Origin of the sequence: Alloprevotella sp. OH1205_COT-284, assembly GCF_003859795.1 — a bacterium.
In the GTDB taxonomy this organism is placed as follows: domain Bacteria; phylum Bacteroidota; class Bacteroidia; order Bacteroidales; family Bacteroidaceae; genus Alloprevotella.
The window spans coordinates 16,138-38,823 of the sequence record NZ_RQYI01000024.1; the positions used below are offsets into that span (position 1 = coordinate 16,138).

Sequence of the window (22,686 nt, forward strand, 5' to 3'; positions counted from 1 at the left end):
AGGTTTAGCCTTTGTAATTGAGGTGGAAGCCCACAACGGCGGCGATGCCTTTGCGGAAGATGTCGAGACTGAAATTTTCGTTGGGTGAGTGGATGGCGTTGCTCTCCAATCCGAAGCCCATTAACACGGTTTTCACGCCCAATACTTGTTCAAAGTCGCTGATAATGGGAATGCTTCCACCGCGACGAACGGCAAGGGGACGTTTGCCGAAGGCTTCCTCGAAACCGCGTTCGGCAGCCTGATAGGCCGGAAGCGAAATGGGGCAGACATAGCCTTCGCCGCCGTGCAGGGGAGTGATTTTCACACGCACACTTTTTGGAGCAAGGCTTTGGAAATAGTCGATGAAGAGTTGTTGGATCTTCTCGTGTTGCTGATGAGGCACGAGGCGGCAACTCACTTTGGCATAGGCTTTGGAGGGGAGCACGGTTTTTGCGCCTTCGCCCTGATAGCCGCTCCAAATGCCGCAGATGTCGAACGACGGGCGGCAGGAGTTGCGTTCGATCGTGGAGTAGCCCTCTTCGCCGCGCACCTCGTCCACGTCGATCGAGCGTTTGTAGGCTTCGACGTCGAAAGGAATGGAGGCAATCATCTTGCGCTCTTCGGCCGAGAGTTCTTCGACGTCGTCGTAGAAGCCGGGAATGGTGATGCGGCCGCGCTCGTCAATCATTTTGGCGAGCATCTCGCACAACACGAGGGCAGGGTTGGCCACGGCTCCGCCGAAGTGTCCGGAATGCAGGTCGCGATTGGGGCCGGTGACCTCGACTTCCCAATAGGCCAATCCGCGCAGGCCGGTGGTGAGCGAGGGAAGTTCGGGAGCGAGCATGGAGGTGTCGCTCACGAGAATGACGTCGCTTTTGAGCAATTCGCGGTGAGCTTTGAGAAATCCCGTGAGCGAGGGACTGCCGATTTCTTCCTCGCCCTCAAAAATAAACTTCACGTTGTGGGTGAGGAGGTTGTGGCGCACGAGATATTCAAATGCCTTGACTTGAATGAAGGATTGCCCCTTATCGTCGTCGGCACCGCGTGCCCAAATGTGTCCGTCGCGCACTTCGGGCTCGAACGGATCGGAGTGCCACAAGTCCAAAGGCTCGGCCGGCATCACGTCGTAGTGGGCGTAGATGAGCACGGTGGGGGCAGTGTCGCTCACGTGTTTTTCGGCATAAACAAAGGGGTTGCCCTCGGAGGGAATGATTTCGGCCTTGTCGGCTCCGGCTTCGAGCAATAGTTCTTTCCAACGAACGGCACATCGCTCTATGTCAGGTTTGCGTTCGAGGTGGGCACTGATGCTGGGAATGCGAATGAGAGAAAACAATTCTTCGAGAAAACGCGATTCGTTTTCGACGATATAGGATTGAATGTTTTGCATGATGTCGGGATATTGAGGGGTTAGGAATGGGCAGATAGGCTTTCCCATTCGATCGTGAGTTTATTTTTAGAGGTGAGGGTTCCGTCGATCAGCAGATCGTAGGAAAGATTGATTCGACCGCCGTCAGGAGTGACGGAGGCACTATATGCCGTGGCATGGGTGGAGAGATCGAAATCGCCGTGAGGGGTGCGATAAACGGCTTCCAGACATTGATCCGTCCGAAAGAGCAGATGCGAGCGCACTTCGCCGTCGCGAGTGATCGACATCCAGCGCGGAGCACCCTGCAAAGCGGTTTGTCCGCCGTTGTCGTCATCGGTGTAGCGCAACGACCATGTGCCGTCGTCGCGCAAAGCCACCATGGAGCGGCCTTCGTGGCAGATTTCGTCGGAATCGCCGTCCGGAGAAACGATGTGAAGCACGGAGGTAAATCGAGCGGGATAGATCATGGGCGGAATGTGAAGTTGGAACAACGAAAAGAGAAAACGATGCGACGCTCCGAGGAGGAGTTTTCAAGCACATGGGAGGCGGCGGTTGCTACATCAAAGGCAGAATGTCTACAACGGAAGGCCGGAAAATCCATATCAGAGGCGGAAAATTTTAGCTCAGAGGCAGAATTTTCTACCTCAGAGGTGGATTTTTTTAGCTCAAAGGTAGTTTTCGGCAGCTGAGAGGTCGTTGTTCGCAGATAGAGGGCAGGCCATTGCGAATGTTGCGAAACGAGCTTTTGTCGGTGCTTCGAAGCGATAGGGGGCAATCATTGCAAAAACAGTTTCTTGCCGTTGCGAATGAACAGACCTCCCACGCGATCGGGCTGCACGCGGCGACCGAACAAATCATAGGTCGGGGCATTGATGTCGGCGTCGGACATGTGGAGAGAAGTTACACCGTCGGGGTTTTGAGGGAGCGTGAAAAGGGTTTGGGCGCGTATCGTCCACGGACTGCGGAGCGCAAAAGCGTGCGTCTTGCCCGGAGTAAGTTGGGAGAAACGCGCCGAAAAGCGGCGGCTCTCGCCCGGTGAGAGATAGGCATAGGCGTAGTGGCGGTGGTCGCCGTCGTTGATGACAAGCGACGAGGGCATGAGGCAGAACGTGAGCATACGACCGCTGCGTCCCGTTCCGAGATTGGTCAGCGTCACCGATATTTCGGCGGTTGAGGTGTTGAGAAAGCGCACTTCGGGAGCGGAGTAGCGCACGTCGTCGGGCTGATGAGGCAAAACGGAGATCGGCATTTCAAACACGACGGCTTTGTCGTCGGGAGATACCCGAAAGATGCGATCGCCCGATTGCTTGAAACGGCAGTGCAGCGTAGTGGTGACGGATTGGCCGGGAGGGATTGTTGCACCGAAGAGGGCTCCGTAGTCGCCTTGATGAAAGATGAGCGTGTCGGAAGGCAGGTTGGTGAAAAACTCAAACGGTGTGGTGAGAGGTTGAGCGGCGGTGTTGCGCAAGGTGATTTCAAACGGCGAAAAAACATCGGCCACAGGCGGCATCAAAGGGCGAACGCTCTCGACCCGAACGTCTGACGCGTTGCGCACGAGGGTGTCGGGCAGGTGGAAGTCTACGCTGTCGGGAGAAAGGAGGAGTGCCGTTTGATTGCAAAAGAAACCTTGCTTGATGCCGTCTGGAGTGAGGTCGTCGGGGTGTTCAAAAACACTCAGCTCGTCAAGTCGAAACCAACCTTCGTCGTAGGCACCGCCAAATCCGAAATTGAAATGAAAACGTCCCGATTCGTCGAAACCGTCGATCACGAAGGCGTGTCCGAAAATGTTCATCGTGTAGCCGGTGTAGAACACGGGACGACCGGCTCTGAGCTCGCGCCGGAGCAGTGCTTTCCAATCGTCGGGCGCATATTTGTAGCTGTCGAGATAAACGGCCGATTTCCAACCGAAAGCCTCGCGCAACGGAGCAATGAGTCTTTCGGGATCGGCTCCGCTGGCTTCCAAACCATAGTTCATGCGGGCAGCCGTTCCGCAGATTTGCGAGAGCAAAGCCACGGCCTCCGCATTTTGTGCGGTGTAGTTCCCCTCGTCGTAGCGCGGCAGAATGTCGGACACCGCCACGCGAGTGCCGGGAAAGAGCGTATCTACCACATAGTTCGGCGTCTTCCAACCGGGCAGGGTGTCGAGCAGTAAGACATCGCGCCCGTGATAGCTGATGATTTCTTCCAAAGCCGTGGCCACGCAGCCCACTTTGGTGCGTTGCTCATAGGTGAAGCCCGACGAGTTTGTCCATTGCGGTGCGCGATTGTTGAACGGGGCGAGCTGATGGCGCACCCACCCATGCAACAAGGGTTCGACGCGGTCGGCCGAAACGGTGAGCGAAAAGCAAACGATCAAAAAGGCGAAAAGTCGCAACATGGAGCAGAATGGGCAAAAACGGAGAATAAAACAAAAAGGAGCGTTCCGACAATCGGCGGACGGCGATGGCTATTGCATTTCTGCCTGCACGGCGTTGGTGAGTGCCACGAAGTCGGCCACGCTCAACTGTTCGGGACGCGAAGTGAGGAGCGGTTGGGCAAGAAATGCACTGTGGTCGCGAGTGCATCCTCTTTCGGCGTCGAGTTGTGCAAAGAGCGGTTTGAGGCTGCCGCGCATCATTTTTCGCCGTTGGTTGAAAGCCGTTTTCACGACGCGCCGCAACAATCGCTCGTCGCAACCGCAGGTTTCGTGCTCGTTGCGGGTCATGCGAATGACGGCACTTTTCACCTTGGGCGGCGGATTGAACACGCCCGGTTCGACGGTGAACAAATATTCCACGTCATACCACAGTTGCACCAACACACTCAAAATGCCATAGGCCTTGCAACCGGGAGCGGCGGCAAGGCGTTCGGCCACCTCTTTTTGTATCATGCCCGTGCAGCACGGAATGAGGTGTCGGTAGTCGAGCATCTTGAAAAAGATCTGAGAAGAGATGTTGTACGGATAGTTGCCCGTCAGCACGAACGAACGGCCTGCGAATACGTTTTCGAGGTGCATTTTCAAAAAATCGTCTTCGATGATGTGCTCTTCGAGTTGAGGAAAATTTCGCCGAAGATACTCCACGCTCTCAAAATCGATCTCGGCCACCTTCAACGCTCTCCCTTTTGTCAGCAGGTATTGTGTGAGCACCCCCATGCCGGGGCCGACTTCGAGCAGCGGCAGGTCGGGGCAGGCATCGACCGTGTCGGCAATGGCACGTGCCACGGAGAGGTCTTTCAAAAAGTGTTGTCCTAAATTCTTTTTCGGACGTACGGACTTCATGCTATGATATTTTTTTGTATATTTGCGGAGTAAAGCTCGCTTCTCCCAAACTAAGTGCCGAGGAGAGCTTTCCCAAGTTTTCTATAAGCGCAAAAATACAAAAAAAATACCGTTCGAGTGAAATCTGTCATCAACATATTCAAGTTTTTTCTTCCTTTTTTGCTCGGAGTTTGTATTTTGTGGTGGATCTATCGCGGCACCGATTGGAGAGAAATGCTGCACGGCTTTCTCCACGAACTGCATTGGGGCTGGATGTCGCTCTCGTTAGTATTCGGGGTCGTTCCGCTCACATTCCGTGCCCTGCGTTGGAAGTTGGCACTTCGTCCGCTCAACGAACATCCCTCTGCGCGTGTTTGTTCAGACGCCATTTTTCTCTCCTATGCTGCCAGTTTGGCCGTGCCGCGCATCGGCGAGGTGACACGCTGCGGAACGCTCAAAAAATATGCCGGTGTTTCTTTCTCCAAATCTTTGGGCACGGTGGTGGCCGAGCGAGTGGTCGATTCCGCGCTCATGATTATTATCGCACTGATCGGCTTTTTCTCCCAACTGCCCCAGTTTCTCAACTTTTTGCACACCACCGGCACGCAACCGCGAGAGCTGTTGGCGCGATTTACCTCAACGGGCTATCTCGTCACGTTGTTGTGCATCGTTGTGGCCGCGGCTTTTTTGGGATTGCTGTTGTGGAAGGTGGCACTCTTCAAAAAGGGACGTGAGAAAGTGCAAGGCTTTTTTGAAGGAGTGGCTTCGTTGCGAAAAGTGGAAAACGCTCCGCTCTATATCCTGTACAGCATCGGTATTTGGGCGGCCTACTATCTGCATTTCTATCTCGCTTTTTTTTGTTTCGATTTCACCTCCGACATCGACCCTCTTGCCGGCTTGCTCATCTTCTGTGCCGGATCGTTTGCCGTTCTTGTTCCCACGCCCAATGGTGCCGGCCCTTGGCATTTCGCGGTGAAAACGATGCTCGTGCTCTACGGCGTGGCCGAAGCTCCGGCCATTCTTTTTGCCTTTCTCGTCCATGCCGTCCAAACGCTCCTCGTTGTCGTAATGGGTGCATGGGGATGGCTTGATCTTACTATGTTTCAACAAAAAACTTCTAAAAAACAAATACCATGAGCGAAATTCTCAAACTTCAACCTGCCGCTATTTGGCGCAATTTTCATTTACTGACACAAGTTCCGCGTCCTTCCGGACATTTGGAAAAAATACAGAAATTCCTGCTCGACTGGGCTGCCGAACGTAACATTGAGGCCTTTCAAGACGAAGCGGGCAACATTCTGATGTACAAACCTGCCACGCCCGGCATGGAAGATCGTAAAACCATAACCCTGCAAGGGCACATCGACATGGTGCCGCAGAAAACGCCCGATTCGCCCCACAACTTTGAAACCGATCCCATTGAAACATGGATCGACGGCGATTGGGTGCGTGCGCGCAACACCACGCTCGGAGCCGACGATGGTATGGCCATTGCCACCATTATGGGTATTTTTGAAGACGACACCATTCCTCACGGCCCTCTCGAAGCATTCATGACATCGGACGAGGAAACCACCATGTACGGCGTGAACTACATGAAAGACGGCCTTCTCAAAGGGGAAATCCTTCTCAATCTCGACAACGAAACGCACGGAGAACTCATGGTGGGCTCTGCCGGAGGCATCAACTTCACTGCCGAATTGGAATACGAAAACGCTGCCCCCGAAAGCGGCGACGTGGCCGTGAAAGTCGTCATCGGCGGATTGCGCGGCGGACACTCCGGCCTCGAAATCAACGAAGGACGCGGAAATGCCAACAAACTTCTGGCACGTGTCGTGGCCGATGCCATTGCCAATTTTGAAGCACGCCTTGCTTCGTGGAAGGGAGGCAACATGCGCAACGCCATTCCGCGCGATGCGGAAGCCGTTCTCACCCTGCCTGCCGAGAACGCCGCGGCACTCAAAGAAGTCGTTGCCGAAGAATGGCTCAAAGATTTTCAAGAGGAGTATGGCTATATCGAGCCCGACTTGACGCTCGTTTGCGAAGACACCGCGCAACCCTCCACACTCGTTCCCGAAGAAATCCAAGACAATCTTGTGAACGCCATTCTTGCCTGCCACAACGGTGTATTGCGCTTCATTCCGCATCTTCCCACCATTGTCGAGACTTCGAGCAATCTGTCGATCATCGAAATCGGCGAGGGCAAGGCTTTTGTCAAAATCCTTGTGCGGTCCAGCTCCGACTCGATGCGTCAATACTGCGTAGACACACTCGAAGCCTGTTTCTCAATGGCCGGCATGAAGATCGAAACCGGTGGCGACTATCCGGCTTGGCAACCTTCTCCCAAAAGCGAAATCGTGGAACTGATGACCGAAATCTACACCGAACTCTTCAATGAAGCTCCTATCGTGCAGGTGATCCACGCCGGTCTCGAATGTTCCGTGATCCTCAGCCATTGCCCCGGCATGGATGTCGTTTCGTTCGGTCCCACGCTCAAATCTCCGCACACGCCCAACGAGCGTTGCAACATCCCCTCGGTCGAAAAGTATTGGCAACTCGTACTCGCCACTTTGGAGCGCGCTCCGAAAAAATAATTCGGCCGCTCTTCTCTCGCTTTCATTCAAATCTGTTGCAGCAAACAGCGATGCGACCGCGCCTCATTTTAGAGGACGCGGTCGCATCTTTTTGTTTTTTTCGTTGTGTCTTGGGGAAATGTCACGGCGGTGCTGCTGCGGCGGTCGGGCAGCAAGCGGCGTGGCGGTTGGTTGCGCTCTGACAACTATCCGAAGAGTTCTCGCAGGGCTTGCTCCACACGCGAAACCGGCACCAGCTCAATGTCTTGATAGCGCGAACGGTCCAACCCTTTCAAACTCTGTTCCGGCACGAGAAAACGCGAGAAACCGAGTTTCTGTGCCTCGGCAATTCGGCGGTCGATCCGCGTGACGGGGCGTATCTCTCCGCTCAAACCGCATTCGCCGGCCATCGCCACGCCTTTCTCAATGGCCGTATCGACATTGGAAGAGAGCACGGCGGCAATGACACTCAAATCCATGGCCGGATCCGAAATCCGAATGCCGCCGGCAATGTTCAGAAAAACGTCTTTCGCGCCGAGCTTGAAGCCCACGCGCTTTTCCAAAACGGCGAGCAACATGTTCAGCCGCCTCAGGTCAAATCCCGTAGAAGAGCGTTGAGGCGTGCCGTAGGCCGCAGTAGAAACCAATGCCTGTGTTTCGATCAGAAAGGGGCGCACCCCTTCGAGTGCCGAACAAATGGCCACTCCCGACAGGGCTTCGGTGTGGTGGGAAAGAAGGAGTTCCGAGGGGTTGTCCACCGGACGAAGTCCGCCGGCGTTCATCTCATAGATGCCCAATTCGGCCGTGGAACCGAAGCGGTTTTTGATGCTGCGCAAAATGCGGTAGAAATAATGCCGGTCGCCCTCAAACTGCAACACGCAGTCCACGATGTGTTCCAACACTTTCGGCCCCGCAAGGCTTCCCTCTTTGGTGATGTGCCCGATCAGCAACACGGGCACGCCCTTGTCTTTGGCATATTTCAGCAAAGCCGCCGCACACTCTCTGATCTGCGTCACACTGCCGGGCGAAGAATCGACGGCTTCGGTTTGAATGGTTTGAATGGAGTCGATGACCACCAGTTCCGGATCGACAGCACCGATTTGGTCGAAAATATGTTCCAACTGCGTTTCGCAGAGCAGATACAGCCGTTCGCCATAGTGCAATGCCGACGACGCCCCTTGCAAGCGGTCGGCACGGAGTTTGATTTGCTTTTCGCTTTCTTCTCCGCTCACATACAAAATGCGGCGGTCGGGCATCCGCATGATCGTCTGCAACAGCAACGTGCTCTTTCCTATACCCGGATCGCCCCCCAAAAGCACCAACGAACCGGGCACCAAACCGCCGCCCAAAACGCGGTCGAACTCCGTGTCGCAGGTCGAGAGGCGGGCTTCTTCTCCGGCCACGATGTCGGTCAGACGAAGCGGACGATTGTGCTCGCGATGCAACCCTGCAACGCTTGCCGCACCGCCGCTTTTGGGAGCGGCAGCCGCAGAAACGGTAAACTCTTTGAAGGTGTTCCAAGCATGGCAGGCCGGACATTTTCCCACCCATTTCGGGGAGTCGTATCCGCACTCCGAACACACATAGGCTGTTTTGGATTTTGCCATGGTCAAAGTTCTCCCAATTCGCGTTTAATGGTTTGAAGTTCGGCTTTGATGGCGCGCAGACGATCGACCACTTCGGTGGCCTGCACCGTGCCTTCGCGATTTTTGCGCAGCACCTCGCGGGCAGCCTCAATGCGCAAACCTCTCACCTTGACCAAATTGTAGATCACGCGGATGATGTCGATGTCTTCTTGTGTGTATTGTCGCACACCGCGCCCGCCTTTCTTGGGAGAGATTTGCGGAAACTCGCGTTCCCAAAAGCGAAGCAGCGTGTCGTTGACACCGAAAAGTTCGGCGACCTCACCGATAGAATAAAAAAGTTTGAGGTTCTTGTTGGGATTAAGTGGCATAGTGATAAATGGAAAGAGAAGCGTTGTGGTTTCGAGCACAAAAATACACATTATTTTGCAACCGAACAACCGCCGAAAAAAGTTTCGTCCGAAGAGATCGGACAACATGGCGTTGTCATGGCTGTTTGCCGAAAAATAACCGGAACGGAATCCGAACGTCGAATGCCGTTTTGGGGTTTCGTGGCGAATCGGGCTAAACGGCAATGGAGGTAGATTTGTTTAGTTCAGAGGTGGGAAACGCTACATGGGAGGTAGTGACGATTTCCGGTTTCGCCATCCTCTTTCTGCCTCTCTCTCGCGCACGCGCGCGTTACCCTATTGATTGCTTTTTGCCTTCACTGCCTCCGCAAAACGATTTAATCATTTGATATTCATATATCTTACGGTGAAGGCAAGTGAAGGCAAAATAAAAGAAGGATCTGCAAGCATCTGAATATCATGTCGTTGGAAGGGATTTTTGCCTTCACTCACTCGAAAAAGCCGTATTTCCTCTTTCGTCGGTGAAAGCAAGTGAAGGCAAAGAGTGGATTTTGCCTTCACCGTAAGGATTCTGATTACCAGTCTATTGAAAGTTCCCTTAACAGCTTTGCCTTCACTTGCCTTCGCAAGAAACGCGCTGAAAATCAAAAGAAAAGATGTTTTGGTGAAGGCAAAACGGCAAAAAACAAAAAATAGGGGGAGAAAAGCCGTTTTGGCGGTCGCGTAGTGGCTGTTGAAGAAGTTTTTGAGAAGGGCGAAGGCAGGGTGTTCGTTTGACGGGGAAAAATGCGAGAGAGGGATACAAAAAAGCGTGGCAGGCTTATTGTGAAGAAAGCCTGCCACGCGTTGTTTCGGGGAGCGATGAAAATCGATTATTTCACGACTTTTTTTCCATTGACGATATAAACGCCATGAGCGGAAGAGCCATTGACGATGCGACCCGAAAGGTCGTATTGCACAACGGGCGATGAGTGGAGCGCGGCTCCTTCGACGGAAGAGGGTGCTACGACTTTGAGCATCACATCGGTGATGGAACCACCGTTTTTCAAGATGTCGTTTCCTCCTCCGACTTGTCCGGCAGGGTCAATGTTGTTCCAGTCCACCTTGAAGCGTGTGCGATACATGCCGGGTTTCAACGGAGCTTGGATTTTGGGGAGCACTCCGATACCGGGATTATTGTTGCTTTGTCCGGATAATCCGTCTTTACCTTTTTTCTGACCTTCATAGTAGTTGAAAGAGAGAACTTCATAGCTTGTTGCATCTTCGACTTCGAAGTGTCCGTCGTTATCTAAGTCCATGAAGAGATAAGCGTGCATCCAGCTACCGTTCCAACTGAGTTCGGGGGTGAGGATCGAACCGACTTCTACTTCAATCGGTTGGTTCGTGTGGTCTTGGTAGGGCATACGGTCGGCATTGGTCAAAATCGTTTGTTTTTCTTTTCCTTCTTGGGTGATGCTGACACTTTGAAGGCTGCGGTCGCTTCTTTGCGGGCGAGCATCTTTTTCAAAATTGACGGCATACGGTTCGGGAACGAAAGGCACGACGTTTACAGTGATTTGTGCCGTATGTCCTTTGGTGTTGGTCACGGTGATGATGGCCTGTCCTTCTTGGTGAGCTTTCACTACGCCATTGTCAATGGTAGCTATATCTACATCATCGGTGCTCCATGTCACAGAGGTGTGAGTGGCATTGGCCGGTAAGATGTTCCAAACCAAAGAGGTGGATTTTCCGACTTCAAGCGTGATGTCGGTATGTGCAAACTTCACTCCCGTCACTTCCACTGCCGGAATTTTGCTGTCGCGTCCGTTGAAGACGAACACCGATGAACCGGGCAACACGAGCGTGAGCGGTGCATCAATGTCAAGGGCTACATCTTCGGTCAGGCCGGTCAAGGCGTTTTGCGTGCCAAAGGCCTTGGACAGGATGATGGAGCCGGTGATGTGTGCCGGAATTTCGAGAGCGGCACGCAAGGTTGTCTTGTAAGTGGCTTGTGAGGCAGAGGGATTGCGCAGAGCGAGGGTGGATTTGGAGCCGTTCCAAGATGCCCAACCGTAGACATTGGTTTTTGATCCGTCCCAAGGATTTCCGCCTACCCAATGGGCATCGGGCAACACGTCGGCATTGTTCTTTTGCCAGCGCAAGCATTCTGCCAAATCTCCCCAAAGGCGACCGCCGTTGATGGAGTTCATCAGTGCGTAATCGTTGTAGAGTTCCACCATGCCCGAACCGCAGGCGAAAGCACACCGCAACTCACGAACGATGCCATCGTAGTCCATGTTTTTTGACACCTGTCCCCAACGCGAGAGGATGAAACCGTGAGTCATGAGGGTATTGATGGGGCAGATGGGGGAATTTTGCACAAAGTTTTGGTAAACCAGACGATCGCGATAGGTGATCCATTTTTCACGATCGGTTCCTTGATTGCCGATTTCGCCGTAGTCGTTTTCCTGACGCCAAATGGCATCGGTGAATTGGAACCAAAAGGGAGAAGCCCAAGTGCCGACGGTGGTGTTGAAGAAGATGTCTTCTTTGATTGTTTCGCGCACCATGCGTTCGGCACGAATGATTCCTTCGGCGTTTTCTTCTCCGTTGGCGTCGTTTTTGGGGCCGAGTGCGCTGAACAGATCGCTGATGCCGTCAAACTTGAAGAAGCGGAAATCATAGCCGCGGTCGTTGCAGAGATCGGTGATGGCTTTGGTGAAAGCTTTGTAGTATTTGGGGTTGGACAGTTGCATGCCACCTTGGTTTTTCCAATAGTTGCGCCGATAGTTTCCGCTTGCACCATATCCGCCGACCGGACCGAGCCATGCTCCGATGCCGGAGTTCATTTTTTGAGCCACGACGTCGATTTCGGAAAATCCGTTGGGGAAGTTTTTGTTGAACGTCCAAGGGCCATAGAAGTCCCATCCGTCATCCCAAACGAAGGAATTGATGTTTTCGCCATATTTGTCGAAGAGGTTGGTTTTCCATTGGTTCACCACGTCGGTACATTGTTCCACGGTCATGGTTTGGGAGTAGTCAATGGAGTTGTTGCGGTCGATGTTGAGTTCGTACCAAGAGATGTAGGCCGGCATGGCGCGCCAAGGCACGGCACGTTCGCGCTCGCTGTAAGCGAGGAAAGAGCGACGGGGCTGATCGGGAGCAACAAGACCGACTACGCTGCCCACTTTCCAAGTTTCGCCTTTCAACAGATTGGTGTTGCGACTCCACAATCCGTTGATAGGCACGATGGGCGATGCGGCAAGGTGCAGTATGTCGTTTTCGATGAGCGAGAGTTTGATGTTGCCCGACGAAGTGTTTTGTTCGTTTTTGAACTCGACGAAATAGCGCAATTTGTAGATACCGGGAGCGGGAACGGCCAGTGTGTAGATGTTTTTGTCTTTTTGGCTGCCGGTGTAGCCCAAATGATAGTCGTAGGCTACGGTTTGCTTTTCGCTGTTTTGTAGATCCACTCCGCAAAGGTTCAAGCGATGGTTTCCGGTACGATAAAGGAATTCGGCCTTAAATTCTCCTTTTGTCGTAATGGTTAGGTCTTGTTCGATCATGTGGACGTGAGGGGTGCCGAAGCCCAATTCTCCGATGCGGAGGGGAATTTCGTTTTGAGGGGCTTTGCGCCAAGTTTGTGTTGTCCATGAGTCGGTGATGTTATCTCCATCGCCGATGGTGTTTTGGCTTAAAACTCTTGTTGCTTTACCGGAGGGAACGGTGATGGCGGAAGAATCGAGATGCGGTTGCGAGCCGGGCAAGAGATCGTAGATCAATATGGGAAGACGCACTTCGCCGGAATAAGTGATGTTGCCTGTGGAATTGATATTCTCGTCGGTGTTACCATCGAGTGTGTAGGTTGCCACATAGTAGCGTACTTCATATACGCCCTTTTGGGGAATGTCCACGGTATATGTGTTTAGATTGTGGGCATTGCCGGTGGTGCCGTAGTGATAGTCGGAAGCGACTACTTCTCCCGTCATGAGATTGCACACCTCCACGCCGACGATGTTGAGTTTGTGGTTGCCGCCGGTGTAAGTGAATGTGATGGTCTGGCTGCCTTTTTGCTTGAAACTGAGATAGCCTTTCGTTCCTTTGATTTTATCGGTGGTAAAACCGAGGTCGAGTATTTTTTGCGGCACTTGCTCTCCGGGGATCCATGTAAAACTTTCGGTCGTCCAAGCCGTATGATTGAATGTGCCGACATTGTCTGTTTCGCCGACGGAGTTGATGCCCATCGGGGTTTCAAGTCCGGCAAAGATCTTTTTACTCAACAATACCGCTCCGCGTGTGTTGCCCACCACTTTGGGTGCACTGCCGGCTTTCTCAACATTGACTTTGTAGATCATGGGAGAGACGGAAAACATCTTGGTGTCGGCATTGGCCGTGAGTTCGAGTTCTGTGCGGAGGTAATGACTGCCGTCACGCAACACGGCACGCCATGTGAGTGCGAGGTTGTCGTGGGTGAAATCGGCTTCGATGGCTCTTCCTGCAAACTTTTTGGCTCCTTTCACGGCTTTTTCGTTGGCCTCGTAGGTCACTTCGCGGATGTTTCCGAGCGTCATTTGCGAGGCTTTCACCGTGGTGCTGCCGTTTCCGGTTTTGATTTCAAAAAGTTCGGTACCTTCTTCCAAGTTCAGTTCGGGACATCCGCCGAAAAAGAGGCTTCCTCCTTGTTTTTTGAACGTTGCTTTCAGCAGTTTGTTTTGCAGAGTGTAGCTGTCCGCACTGCTTACCAAAACGGCGGCTCCCGGTTGTACTTCCTGCGGGAATACAACTTTTTGAGCTTCGAGGGTGAGACCGAAACTCAAAGTTGCGCCTACAATCATGGTTCTCAACCATTGAGCATAAGTTGTAAGAGTCATAATAGGATAGTTGTTAAGGATATTGATGGATATAAAGTTTCTTCGAAAAGAAAAGGGAAATATTAGGCAAAAGTAAATAAAAAGTATCGGAAAGCCCTCTCCCCGATCGACTTTAACACATAAAACCTGCAAACAGAGACTTTTGAAGATTAAAAAGTATGTTTATCTTTCGCGAGAGTTTTCCAAAATGCTTTCGGCCTCTTCACGAGAAGTGGAGAAAGTGAAGGCTGATAGTATTTCGTGCGATTGTCTGTAATCCACGATCGAGGGTGCCAAAAATCTGAGAAGTTTGATGCGATCCGAGTCGAAGTTCTCTGTTTTGAGTATTTCGGCCACCTCTGCGGCCGAGAAGGTCATTTCTTTGACGGCCGATTTGAGTATGCGCAAACGTTCGTCGGAGAAACTTTCTTTTTTGACAGCATTCAGCAGTTCCGAAAATCGCTGCGCTCTTTCCGTGTTGCCCAAATGCAGGCGGAAGCGGTAAGGACGGGGCATTCTCGGTTGCGGATATTCTGCGAGGGGCGATGCGGGCGGCGGCAAAGGTTCCGCAAAATTGCGAAATCGCACAACTTTGCCGTTCTCAAAATAGACCATGGCGTGTTTTCTCTCATTCAAAGATCTGCCGTAAACGTATTCCCAACTGCTCGTTTGTTCGTCAAATTCGCAATAGGTGGGTGCACCAAACAGTTGGAAAACTTCGTCTTTGCTCATGCCGGGGTGAATGCGGAGGAAGTCGGGACAGACCGGCGACATGCAACTCGTCATGAGCGAAAAGGGAAACAAAAGCAAAAGGTGGTGAGGTTTCATGGGAGAAGGAATGAGAGGGAGAGGAATGACGAAACGAACGGCCTGCGAATACGTTTTCGAGGTGCATTTTCAAAAAAAATCGTCTTCGATGATGTGCTCTTCGAGTTGAGGAAAATTTCTCCGAAGATACTCCACACTCTCGAAGTCAAGTTCGGCTACTTTCAACGCTCTCCCTTTGGTCAGCAGGTATTGTGTGAGCACACTCATGCCGGGGCCGACTTCGAGCAGCGGAAGGTCGGGGCAGACATCGACCGTGTCGGCAATGGCACGCGCCACGGAGAGGTCTTTCAAAAAGTATTGTCCTAAGTACGGACTTCATACTATGATATTTTTTGTATATTTGCGGAGTAAAGCTTGCTTCTCCCAAACTAAGTGCCGAGTAGAGCTTTCCTAAGTTTTCTATAAACGCAAAAATACAAAAAAATACCGTTCGAGTGAAATCTGTCATCAACATATTCAAGTTTTTTCTTCCATAGAGAGAAACAACAGCATTCTTAGGATGCCTGAAAAATATCTATGACTTGCTTCGGGAAATGCTTCAAAGGCGAAAATCAGATAAGAAAACGACTCTGCGGAAGGCCAGAAATTTTCAACTTTCCCTTTTGAGATGTGATCTTTACATTACTCTGCTCTCTATAATATCCATCAGCCCAATAATAGCCATTGTCAGAAACTTGGAAAACAGATAGACAGCAGTCTCGTAAAAGAGGCACACAACCGAAAAAGACAAAAGAGCAAGCAGAGGAAAGCACCCAAAGGCCAAAGCATTGACAGGAGGAATTGAAATTTTCTTTTGTATTTTATTTTTCGCATTCATTGTTTTTGAGTATTTTTGCAGTAAAAGGGGCCTTCCCTTAAATTATATATACCCGAATGCAACATTGCAAGACAAATATAATGCTATTGTTTCATGAGTAAAAAAAAGAACACCCATTCATCCTTTTCGACGAAAACGCCGAAACCCGCTGCGGGCGTCAAGCCAAAAGCGACACCGCAGCCGCGCATGAAAAGTGTGAATAAATACTTTTCTTCTCGTTGGATTTATGGCATCGGATTCATATTGATGTGGATTTTCACCTCTTGGACTTATGGAGATGTATTCAGTCATATAGCTGCCGAAAACTACTTTTCGTTTGAACGTCTGCCTATGGATTTTGTGCTGCGGCGAGATGGAGGAGAAGTTTTTTGGGTGGGACGTTTTTTGCTTTTAGGTTTTCAAAATCAATGGTTCGGAGGCTTTTTGCTGGCTTTGATTTTGACTGTTGCCGCTTGGTTGTCGGACATCCCGTTTAGGCACAACCTCGGACGGGCGGGCATCGGTTTTCTACCTTCTTTGACAGCTTTGGGCTACATGGTGTACCGGGGTTTTAATCTTTATGTGCGCCACGAAGTTTCCGTATTCCTCATCATTTCGGTGGGGTTGCTACTGTTGGCGGCAGCATTTGCATTTCTATTCTCCCGGCTTTGCCGCAATCGTGATTTCACCATAGTGAGGACATTCCCGACAGCGGCCGTCTTTGCCTTGTGCGGATATGGCGCATTAACATATTTCGCTTTGACACATCGGGAAGATGTGCGTCTGACTTGCCGAATGCAAAATCAATTGGACAAGGAAGACTGGGAAGGCATGATCGAAACGGCTCGCTCGGCTCAACGGCCGACGCGCTCAATGGCCGCTCTCCACGCCTTGGGCTTGTTGCGCTCCAATCGTCTTTTGCAAGAACTTTTTGAAATCCCCTATGATTTTCCGGAATTGGATTTGGAGGACATTGGAGGCACCAATGAGTTTCCGCTATTTTTAGCCGATTGCAATTTACATGCAGGGCTTGTCAATGCAGCCTATCGGACGAGTATGGAAAACACCGTCTTAATCGGGCCTCGTGTTTCGCAATTCAAACGCATGGCCGTGTGCGCGATACTCAATGGAGAAAAGAAACTGGCCAAACGCTATTTGAATTTGATTGAAAAAATGCCGTTTGAACAAAAGTTCATCGAGAAATATGCCCCCATGCTGGAAGACGCTTCTCTCATTGAGCAAGACCCCACGTTGAAGAGTATCAAAGAATTGGCTCCGTTGGAAGAAAAATTCGAGCAAAACTATCCTCCACCTGCCTTTTTGGGCTACAACAGCCGAATGTTGGTCGGGAGCAACGCTTCTCTCATCACCTCGATTGCCACTTGTCTTTACTCCAAAGATTTGGACAATCTGTTGTCGCGCGCTCACGAGTTACGCAAGAAAACAACTCTGCCCCACTCCGTTCTTCAAGCCCTTGCCATTGCTTATATGAAGAATCCGAACATTTTGGAAATGTTCCCCGAAATCACTCAAACCATGGTTTTCAACGAATTACAAGCATTCATGGGGGAAGCAGTTCCTTATCTCGAACAGCAGTTTGGAACGGCTGCCGAGAAGAAGGAAGAATCCCAAGAAGATATGAGAGAAACTCTTAAAGAAAACTGGATGGGGTCGTACATGTACTACTATTATTGCGGAAACCTCTCGGCACCTCAACACCAGTCTGCCGATCATGCCGTCAATTAACCACTCTTGGGGCAACATCCGCCCTTTGCCGTCCATGCTCTTGCAACATCTGCTTCATTTATCAGGAAACCTTTTATTCTCTTCGCGAAATATGCCCAAACTTTTTTGTCTACTCTTCGTCTGCTGTTTGCTCACTGCTTGCAAACCCGACGCCGTTTTGCCGTCCAAATACACGCCGACCACCGAGCAAGCCGCCATCTATCCCGACTATCGCGACATAACCATTCCGCCCAACATCGCTCCACTCAACATTCGGATAGAGGGTGAAGGCATTGAGTATGTGGAACATATTTCCGGAAGCAGAAAAGGAGAACTGATCGCCGCAGCCGGTAAAGACGGAAAAATACAGATTGATTCCGCGGAGTGGAAACAACTGCTGATCGACAACAAGGGGGCATCGCTGAATATCACCATCTACACACACAGAAAAGAAGGTTGGCTCAAACACCCGTCTTATTCCATTCGCGTTGCTCGAGAGCCCATTGATCCGTATCTTTCTTATCGCCTCATAGAACCCTCCTACGAATTGTATCGACAACTCGGCATCTATCAGCGACATCTCGAAACGTTCGACGAAACCGCCATTTATGAAAACAACGACGAATACGATAAAAAAAACAATCACTGCATAAACTGCCATAATTATCAAAACAACAGCACCCAACGCATGCTTTTTCATGTCCGCGCCGAGCACGGAGGAACAGTCTTTGCGGACAACGGGAAAATTCGTCGTGTCGATATGAAAAACGACAGCATTTTAGGCAACTGCGTCTATCCGGCTTGGCATCCCAAACAACCGTGGGTGGCATTTTCCTCCAACTTCACGGGACAGGCTTTTCACATCACCGACCCCCAAAAAGTCGAAGTCATCGATTATGCCTCCGATCTCGTTTTTTATGACATGAAGCGCAACAAGATTTCCAACATTCTGAAAACCGACCACACCATGGAAACCTTTCCCACGTGGTCGCCCGACGGAAAACGCCTCTACTATTGTGCCGCTCCTTTCCCGAAATACGACCGTCTACCCGACTCGCTGAAACAAAACAAAAACGTGCTCACGGATGTGGTTCTGGGAAATTATAAAAACGTGCGCTACAACCTGATGTCCATATCTTTCGATGAAGCGACACGCACCTTCGGACAGCCGGAATTGGAGGTGGATTGCATCTCAATCGCCAAAAGTGCGACGCTGCCCCGCGTCAGTCCCGACGGACGCTACTTATTGTTCACACTCGGCGATTTCGGACAGTTTCACATTTGGCACAAGAGCAGCGATCTCTACGTGAAAGATCTGTCGAGCGGAGAAATCCGTCCCTTGACGACTACCAACAGTCCGGACGTAGACTCCTATCACTCTTGGAGCAGCAACGGCCGTTGGATCGTCTTTTCATCGCGTCGTGACGACGGCAGCTACACGCGTCCCTACATCGCTTACTTCGATCGCCAAGGCCAAGGACACAAAGCCTTCATCCTGCCGCAAAAAGACCCGCAACATCATCTTCTCCGCACAAAGAGCTACAACATTCCGGAGCTGATGAAAGAAAAAGTAACCGTAACTCCGGCACAATTTCGCAAAGTGATTTACGACGATGCCGGCGTACAAAAAGTAAACTACGGAAAATAATCTCCATGTCTCAAAACGTCATTCTTGCAGATGCCGAATATTTGGATCATGTGGCATTTGATTTAATCGTCAATTTCGAACGCATACTCGGGCGGCGCATTCCACCCGCCGATCTCCCCCTATGGTTAGACTGCATCGCCCTCGACGGAGGTTTGCAAGCGGGAGACCATGCCACGCAAGTGGCTTTTATCCACTCAAAAGGCAAACAACGGTTTGAGCATTTTCAGCCGGCCGACTTCGAGGCCGAACTCAACGGAAAGGCTTTCCGTGACGAACTTGGCGAATTTGCCTTTTTATTATTGCCGGTCGAACCGTTGGTCAGTCGGGAGGAGTTTGTCATTCAAGCCTTCGAAGCCCTTTTACTCGATCCGAAAGTGGAGCGCATTATGGTGATTGCCGACTTCGACGGTCGAACCGAAGAAAGCGTATATCTCACAAAGCGCATCAAGCAAATGTGCCAAACGCCGCCCCGTCCCGAAAGTGACGACGCCTCTGCCCTTCCGCCCAAAAAGATCACTCTTTTCTCCATGGAACCTCTCTCCGGACGCGGTTTTTCGTCGGAAATACTCGGCTACTCCCTGACGGCCGCCCTCGGAGTACAAGGCAGCGAATTTCAATAAACTCCCGACGTGAGAGGACGGTTTGCGCCGGACATGGTCTTTGGCGCACGAAACTCCTCTGATGTGCTCTTTTATTTATTCATATTTTCATTCTTGAACTTCTCAATTCAAAAGACCGTCAAAAAAGAACCGGAGATACGATTATCTGAAAAAAAAGGCGTATTTTTGCCCCAAACTCACGAAAAAGCCTATGACTTATCATCATAACAAAATGGCCGGCACGGTTCGCCTCCTCTTTGCCTTTTTGTTTTTCGGCTTCTGCGCTTTCTTTCAAAACGCGGAAGCTCATCTTGTTTCCCGACGTTTCACGTTGGTCATCGATCCCGGTCATGGGGGAAAAGACGACGGTGCAGTGGGCACATTGACCAAGGAAAAAGACATCAATCTCAGAGTCGCATTGGCTTTCGGAAAATTGGTCGAAACGCATTGTCCCGACGTGAAGGTCGTCTACACGAGAAGCACCGACAAATTCGTGCCTCTGCAAGAGCGTGCCGACATAGCCAATCGCAACAAAGCCGACTTGTTTATCTCCATACACACCAACTCTGTTGTTTCCAACAAAAACAATGTTTACGGAGCCGAAACCTACTCCCTCGGAATGCACCGCTCATCTGAAAATTTGGAAGTGGCCAAACGAGAAAACAGTGTCATCACCTTAGAAAGCAACTATAAAAAAACATATAGCAACTTCGATCCGAAAAAGGCCGAAAGCTACATCATCTTTGAATTGCTTCAAGATCAAAACATGAAGCAAAGCGTAGATTTGGCTTCGTGCATCCAGCGACAGTATTCCTTTCAAGGACGCAAAAACAAAGGAGTGAAGCAATCCGGATTTCTTGTTTTGCGCGCCACGTCCATGCCCTCCGTTCTGACGGAATTGGGTTTCATCAGTCATGCGGAAGAAGAGCGTTTCATGCACTCCAACGAAGGGGTCAAGACATTGAGCAAAGCCTTATTCGATGGTTTCCAAACCTATCGTCGTCGCAATTCCGGTGTGGCAACGGTTGATCCGTCGGAAACAGACCTCCCCAAACCCGACGCCGAACCGACGCCGCCCACCGTTTCTGCAACCGACGAACCGCCTTTGATGGCAGAAGTCGTTCCGGTGAAAACGCGCCCTTTTCGCCCCCAAGCATCTTCCGCAGCGACAGCAGAAGAAAACACTTCCGCAACAAGTGTAGCTCCAACCTCGCCCGCCTCCCCCGAAACAACATCATCTTTGAAAGAAACATCGGCCTCGAAAAAAACACCGGCAGCAACTTCCGTATGTGTGCTCCCTTCCACCTCTTCCACAACCGCCGCCCCTCAACCGAAATTAGTTGAAGCGCCACCCGTTGCCGGTGTTGAGAGTTCCCACCTTCCCAAGACAGAGGTTTCGCCGACGGCTTTCTCCCCTTCCATTCCGATTTTCAAAGTGCAACTGCTCACTTCCGATCGTCTATTACCGCCCGGCGATCGAAACTTCAACGGGATTTCCCCCGTAGAACACTATGGAGAAGCCGGAAATTACAGATATACACACGGTGAAACCACCAACTACAAAGACGCCAAGCAAATCAGGAAAAACGTGTCGGAAGCCTTTCCGCAAGCCTTTATCGTAGCATTTTTGGATGGAAAACGAATTGAACTCCACAGAGCCATTCGTCTTGCGCAAGCCTCCGCTTCACCACAACAAAAGAAATGATCATGAAAAAACTCTCCAATGAGGTGAAAATCGCTCTCACGGCCATAGTTGCCGTGGCTTTGCTTTTTATCGGCCTCAACTTTCTGAAAGGCATCAATGTTTTTGAATCGAGCAATTCCTACTACGTCAAGTTCAAAGACGTGAAAGGTTTGGCCGTTTCCAATGCCGTTTACGCCAACGGTTATCCTGTCGGCATCGTTCGCGAAATCGACTACAACTATGCCGAAAATTCGGGAGTTGTGGTGCGCATCGAGTTGGACACCGAAATGAAAGTGCCTCGCAACACGACGGCAGAATTGGAACTCGCCATCATGGGAGGCGTGACCATGAACCTCATCCTTGGCAACAATCCCACCGATCACATCGCACCCTACGACACCATTTCGGGAGGGCTTTATCAAGGAGCCATGGACAAGGCCGCCGCCATGATACCGACTGTGGAGCGAATGTTGCCGAAGCTCGACAGCATTCTGACTCATTTGAACGTGATCGCGGGCGACCCCTCTCTGCGCCAATCCCTGCAAAACGCCGCGGTCATATCGGAAAACCTAAAAACCACGACAGCCCAACTCGATCGAATGATGAATGGCGAAATTCCCCGCATGATTGCCAATCTCGACAAAACGGCCGAACATGCGGCCAACATTACCAACGACATTGCCCAAGCCGATCTCGGAGAAACGATCAGAGAGGTCAATAGCACGTTGAGTCATGTGCAACGCTTTTCGGGACAGCTCACCGAAACCATGAAGGAAGTACACGAAAAGCTCCACAATCCCGACAACAATCTCGGAGCGTTTCTCAGCGACAGAAAGCTCTACGATCGCTTAAACAACACTGTTTCAAATGCCGACAGCTTAATGATCGATCTCAAAGCGCATCCGAAGCGGTACGTTCATTTTTCTATCTTCGGCCGTAAAAAACAGTGATCTGTATCGGCGTCCGATAAAAACTGCCGATTTCTCGGAAAAATCTTTTGTCGAACACCATAAATGACACCTACAGAAAACCTTTCTTTCAGAAAGCCGTGTCAAAATCTCACACTCTCCCATATCCGAACTTTATTTGTAAAGAGCAACCGCCATCAAAGAGCCGAAAACTCTATGATAGCGGTTGTCTTTTACGGATTTCGAGGACTGTAAACCAAGCTTCCGTAAGGAAGTGCCTCCATAATGGTTAGACGAGAGCCAACTTTCCCGATGTGGTGGTTTGAGAAATTAATATTGTAATAATTAGCTATATATAAAGGAGTTTGAGAAAAGCATTATTAGCGCAATTCTTATGGGTCTTCCGGAATTTGGAGTGATGGACTTAATTGTCTGAAATTCTCATATGTACATGTGTACCTGCTTTCGTAACTCCCTATATATTAGAGATTCCTAAAACACAAAGTCATAAATTGGGCACATCAGAACTTGATGTTTATAACCTATTGTAATAATTAGGTAATTAGCTATATATAAAGGA

The 22,686-nt window shown here is 50.8% G+C and carries 16 protein-coding genes and 1 pseudogene; 7 read left to right on the top strand and 10 right to left on the bottom strand.

What is annotated here, in order from left to right:
• Positions 1-4: 4 nt before the first annotated feature.
• The 4 genes from EII14_RS06780 to rsmA form a co-directional block, all read right to left on the bottom strand.
• A complete protein-coding gene (locus tag EII14_RS06780; protein WP_124931807.1) occupies positions 5-1,366 on the bottom strand; it encodes a dipeptidase in 1,362 nt (453 codons plus the stop codon).
• 20 nt (positions 1,367-1,386) lie between these two features.
• Positions 1,387-1,812, bottom strand: a complete 426-nt coding sequence (locus tag EII14_RS06785; RefSeq protein WP_124931791.1) for a DUF1934 domain-containing protein — start codon at positions 1,810-1,812, stop codon at positions 1,387-1,389.
• 308 nt (positions 1,813-2,120) lie between these two features.
• Positions 2,121-3,722: a C10 family peptidase gene (locus tag EII14_RS06790; protein ID WP_124931792.1), complete on the bottom strand. Its 1,602-nt coding sequence runs from the start codon at positions 3,720-3,722 to the stop codon at positions 2,121-2,123.
• Between the two features lie 69 nt (positions 3,723-3,791).
• Entirely contained in the window at positions 3,792-4,604 is an 813-nt protein-coding gene (gene rsmA / locus EII14_RS06795) for a 16S rRNA (adenine(1518)-N(6)/adenine(1519)-N(6))-dimethyltransferase RsmA (RefSeq protein WP_124931793.1), read from the bottom strand.
• A 117-nt stretch (positions 4,605-4,721) separates the two neighbouring features.
• Here rsmA and EII14_RS06800 point away from each other — a divergent pair, with 117 nt between their 5' ends.
• A complete protein-coding gene (locus EII14_RS06800) occupies positions 4,722-5,720 on the top strand; it encodes a lysylphosphatidylglycerol synthase transmembrane domain-containing protein (protein ID WP_124931794.1) in 999 nt (332 codons plus the stop codon).
• Positions 5,717-7,177 (top strand): aminoacyl-histidine dipeptidase, encoded by a 1,461-nt coding sequence (locus EII14_RS06805; protein WP_124931795.1) that lies wholly within the window; start codon positions 5,717-5,719, stop codon positions 7,175-7,177. Before EII14_RS06800 ends, EII14_RS06805 begins: the two co-directional genes overlap by 4 nt.
• 185 nt (positions 7,178-7,362) lie before the next feature.
• On the opposite strand, the gene radA is transcribed toward EII14_RS06805, so the two are convergent.
• The 6 genes and pseudogenes from radA to EII14_RS09490 form a co-directional block, all read right to left on the bottom strand.
• Positions 7,363-8,763, bottom strand: a complete 1,401-nt coding sequence (gene radA / locus EII14_RS06810) for a DNA repair protein RadA (protein WP_124931796.1) — start codon at positions 8,761-8,763, stop codon at positions 7,363-7,365.
• A 2-nt stretch (positions 8,764-8,765) separates the two neighbouring features.
• Positions 8,766-9,110 carry a MerR family transcriptional regulator gene (locus EII14_RS06815; protein WP_124931797.1) on the bottom strand — a complete coding sequence of 115 codons (345 nt, stop codon included), beginning with the start codon at positions 9,108-9,110 and terminating at the stop codon, positions 8,766-8,768.
• A 360-nt stretch (positions 9,111-9,470) separates the two neighbouring features.
• Positions 9,471-9,932 (bottom strand): hypothetical protein, encoded by a 462-nt coding sequence (locus tag EII14_RS06820; protein WP_124931798.1) that lies wholly within the window; start codon positions 9,930-9,932, stop codon positions 9,471-9,473.
• A gap of 29 nt (positions 9,933-9,961) precedes the next feature.
• Positions 9,962-13,939 carry an Ig-like domain-containing protein gene (locus EII14_RS06825; protein WP_124931799.1) on the bottom strand — a complete coding sequence of 1,326 codons (3,978 nt, stop codon included), beginning with the start codon at positions 13,937-13,939 and terminating at the stop codon, positions 9,962-9,964.
• A gap of 162 nt (positions 13,940-14,101) precedes the next feature.
• Complete coding sequence (locus EII14_RS06830) at positions 14,102-14,746, bottom strand: DUF4476 domain-containing protein (RefSeq protein WP_124931800.1); 645 nt, start codon at positions 14,744-14,746, stop codon at positions 14,102-14,104.
• Positions 14,747-14,777: 31 nt separating this feature from the next.
• Positions 14,778-15,037, bottom strand: a pseudogene (locus tag EII14_RS09490) (rRNA adenine N-6-methyltransferase family protein); the annotation flags it as partial.
• Between the two features lie 721 nt (positions 15,038-15,758).
• On the opposite strand from EII14_RS09490, the gene EII14_RS06840 reads away from it, so the two are divergent.
• From EII14_RS06840 to EII14_RS06860, 5 genes are all read left to right on the top strand, one after another.
• Positions 15,759-17,288 carry a DUF6057 family protein gene (locus tag EII14_RS06840; protein ID WP_124931801.1) on the top strand — a complete coding sequence of 510 codons (1,530 nt, stop codon included), beginning with the start codon at positions 15,759-15,761 and terminating at the stop codon, positions 17,286-17,288.
• A 91-nt stretch (positions 17,289-17,379) separates the two neighbouring features.
• Positions 17,380-18,915 carry a PD40 domain-containing protein gene (locus EII14_RS06845; RefSeq protein WP_158608344.1) on the top strand — a complete coding sequence of 512 codons (1,536 nt, stop codon included), beginning with the start codon at positions 17,380-17,382 and terminating at the stop codon, positions 18,913-18,915.
• 5 nt (positions 18,916-18,920) lie between these two features.
• Entirely contained in the window at positions 18,921-19,535 is a 615-nt protein-coding gene (locus tag EII14_RS06850; protein ID WP_124931803.1) for a DUF6621 family protein, read from the top strand.
• A 190-nt stretch (positions 19,536-19,725) separates the two neighbouring features.
• The gene (locus EII14_RS06855; protein ID WP_124931804.1) at positions 19,726-21,219 is read left to right on the top strand and encodes an N-acetylmuramoyl-L-alanine amidase; all 1,494 of its coding nucleotides are present in this window, start codon (positions 19,726-19,728) and stop codon (positions 21,217-21,219) included.
• Between the two features lie 2 nt (positions 21,220-21,221).
• Entirely contained in the window at positions 21,222-22,148 is a 927-nt protein-coding gene (locus tag EII14_RS06860; RefSeq protein WP_124931805.1) for an MlaD family protein, read from the top strand.
• Positions 22,149-22,686: the final 538 nt, after the last annotated feature.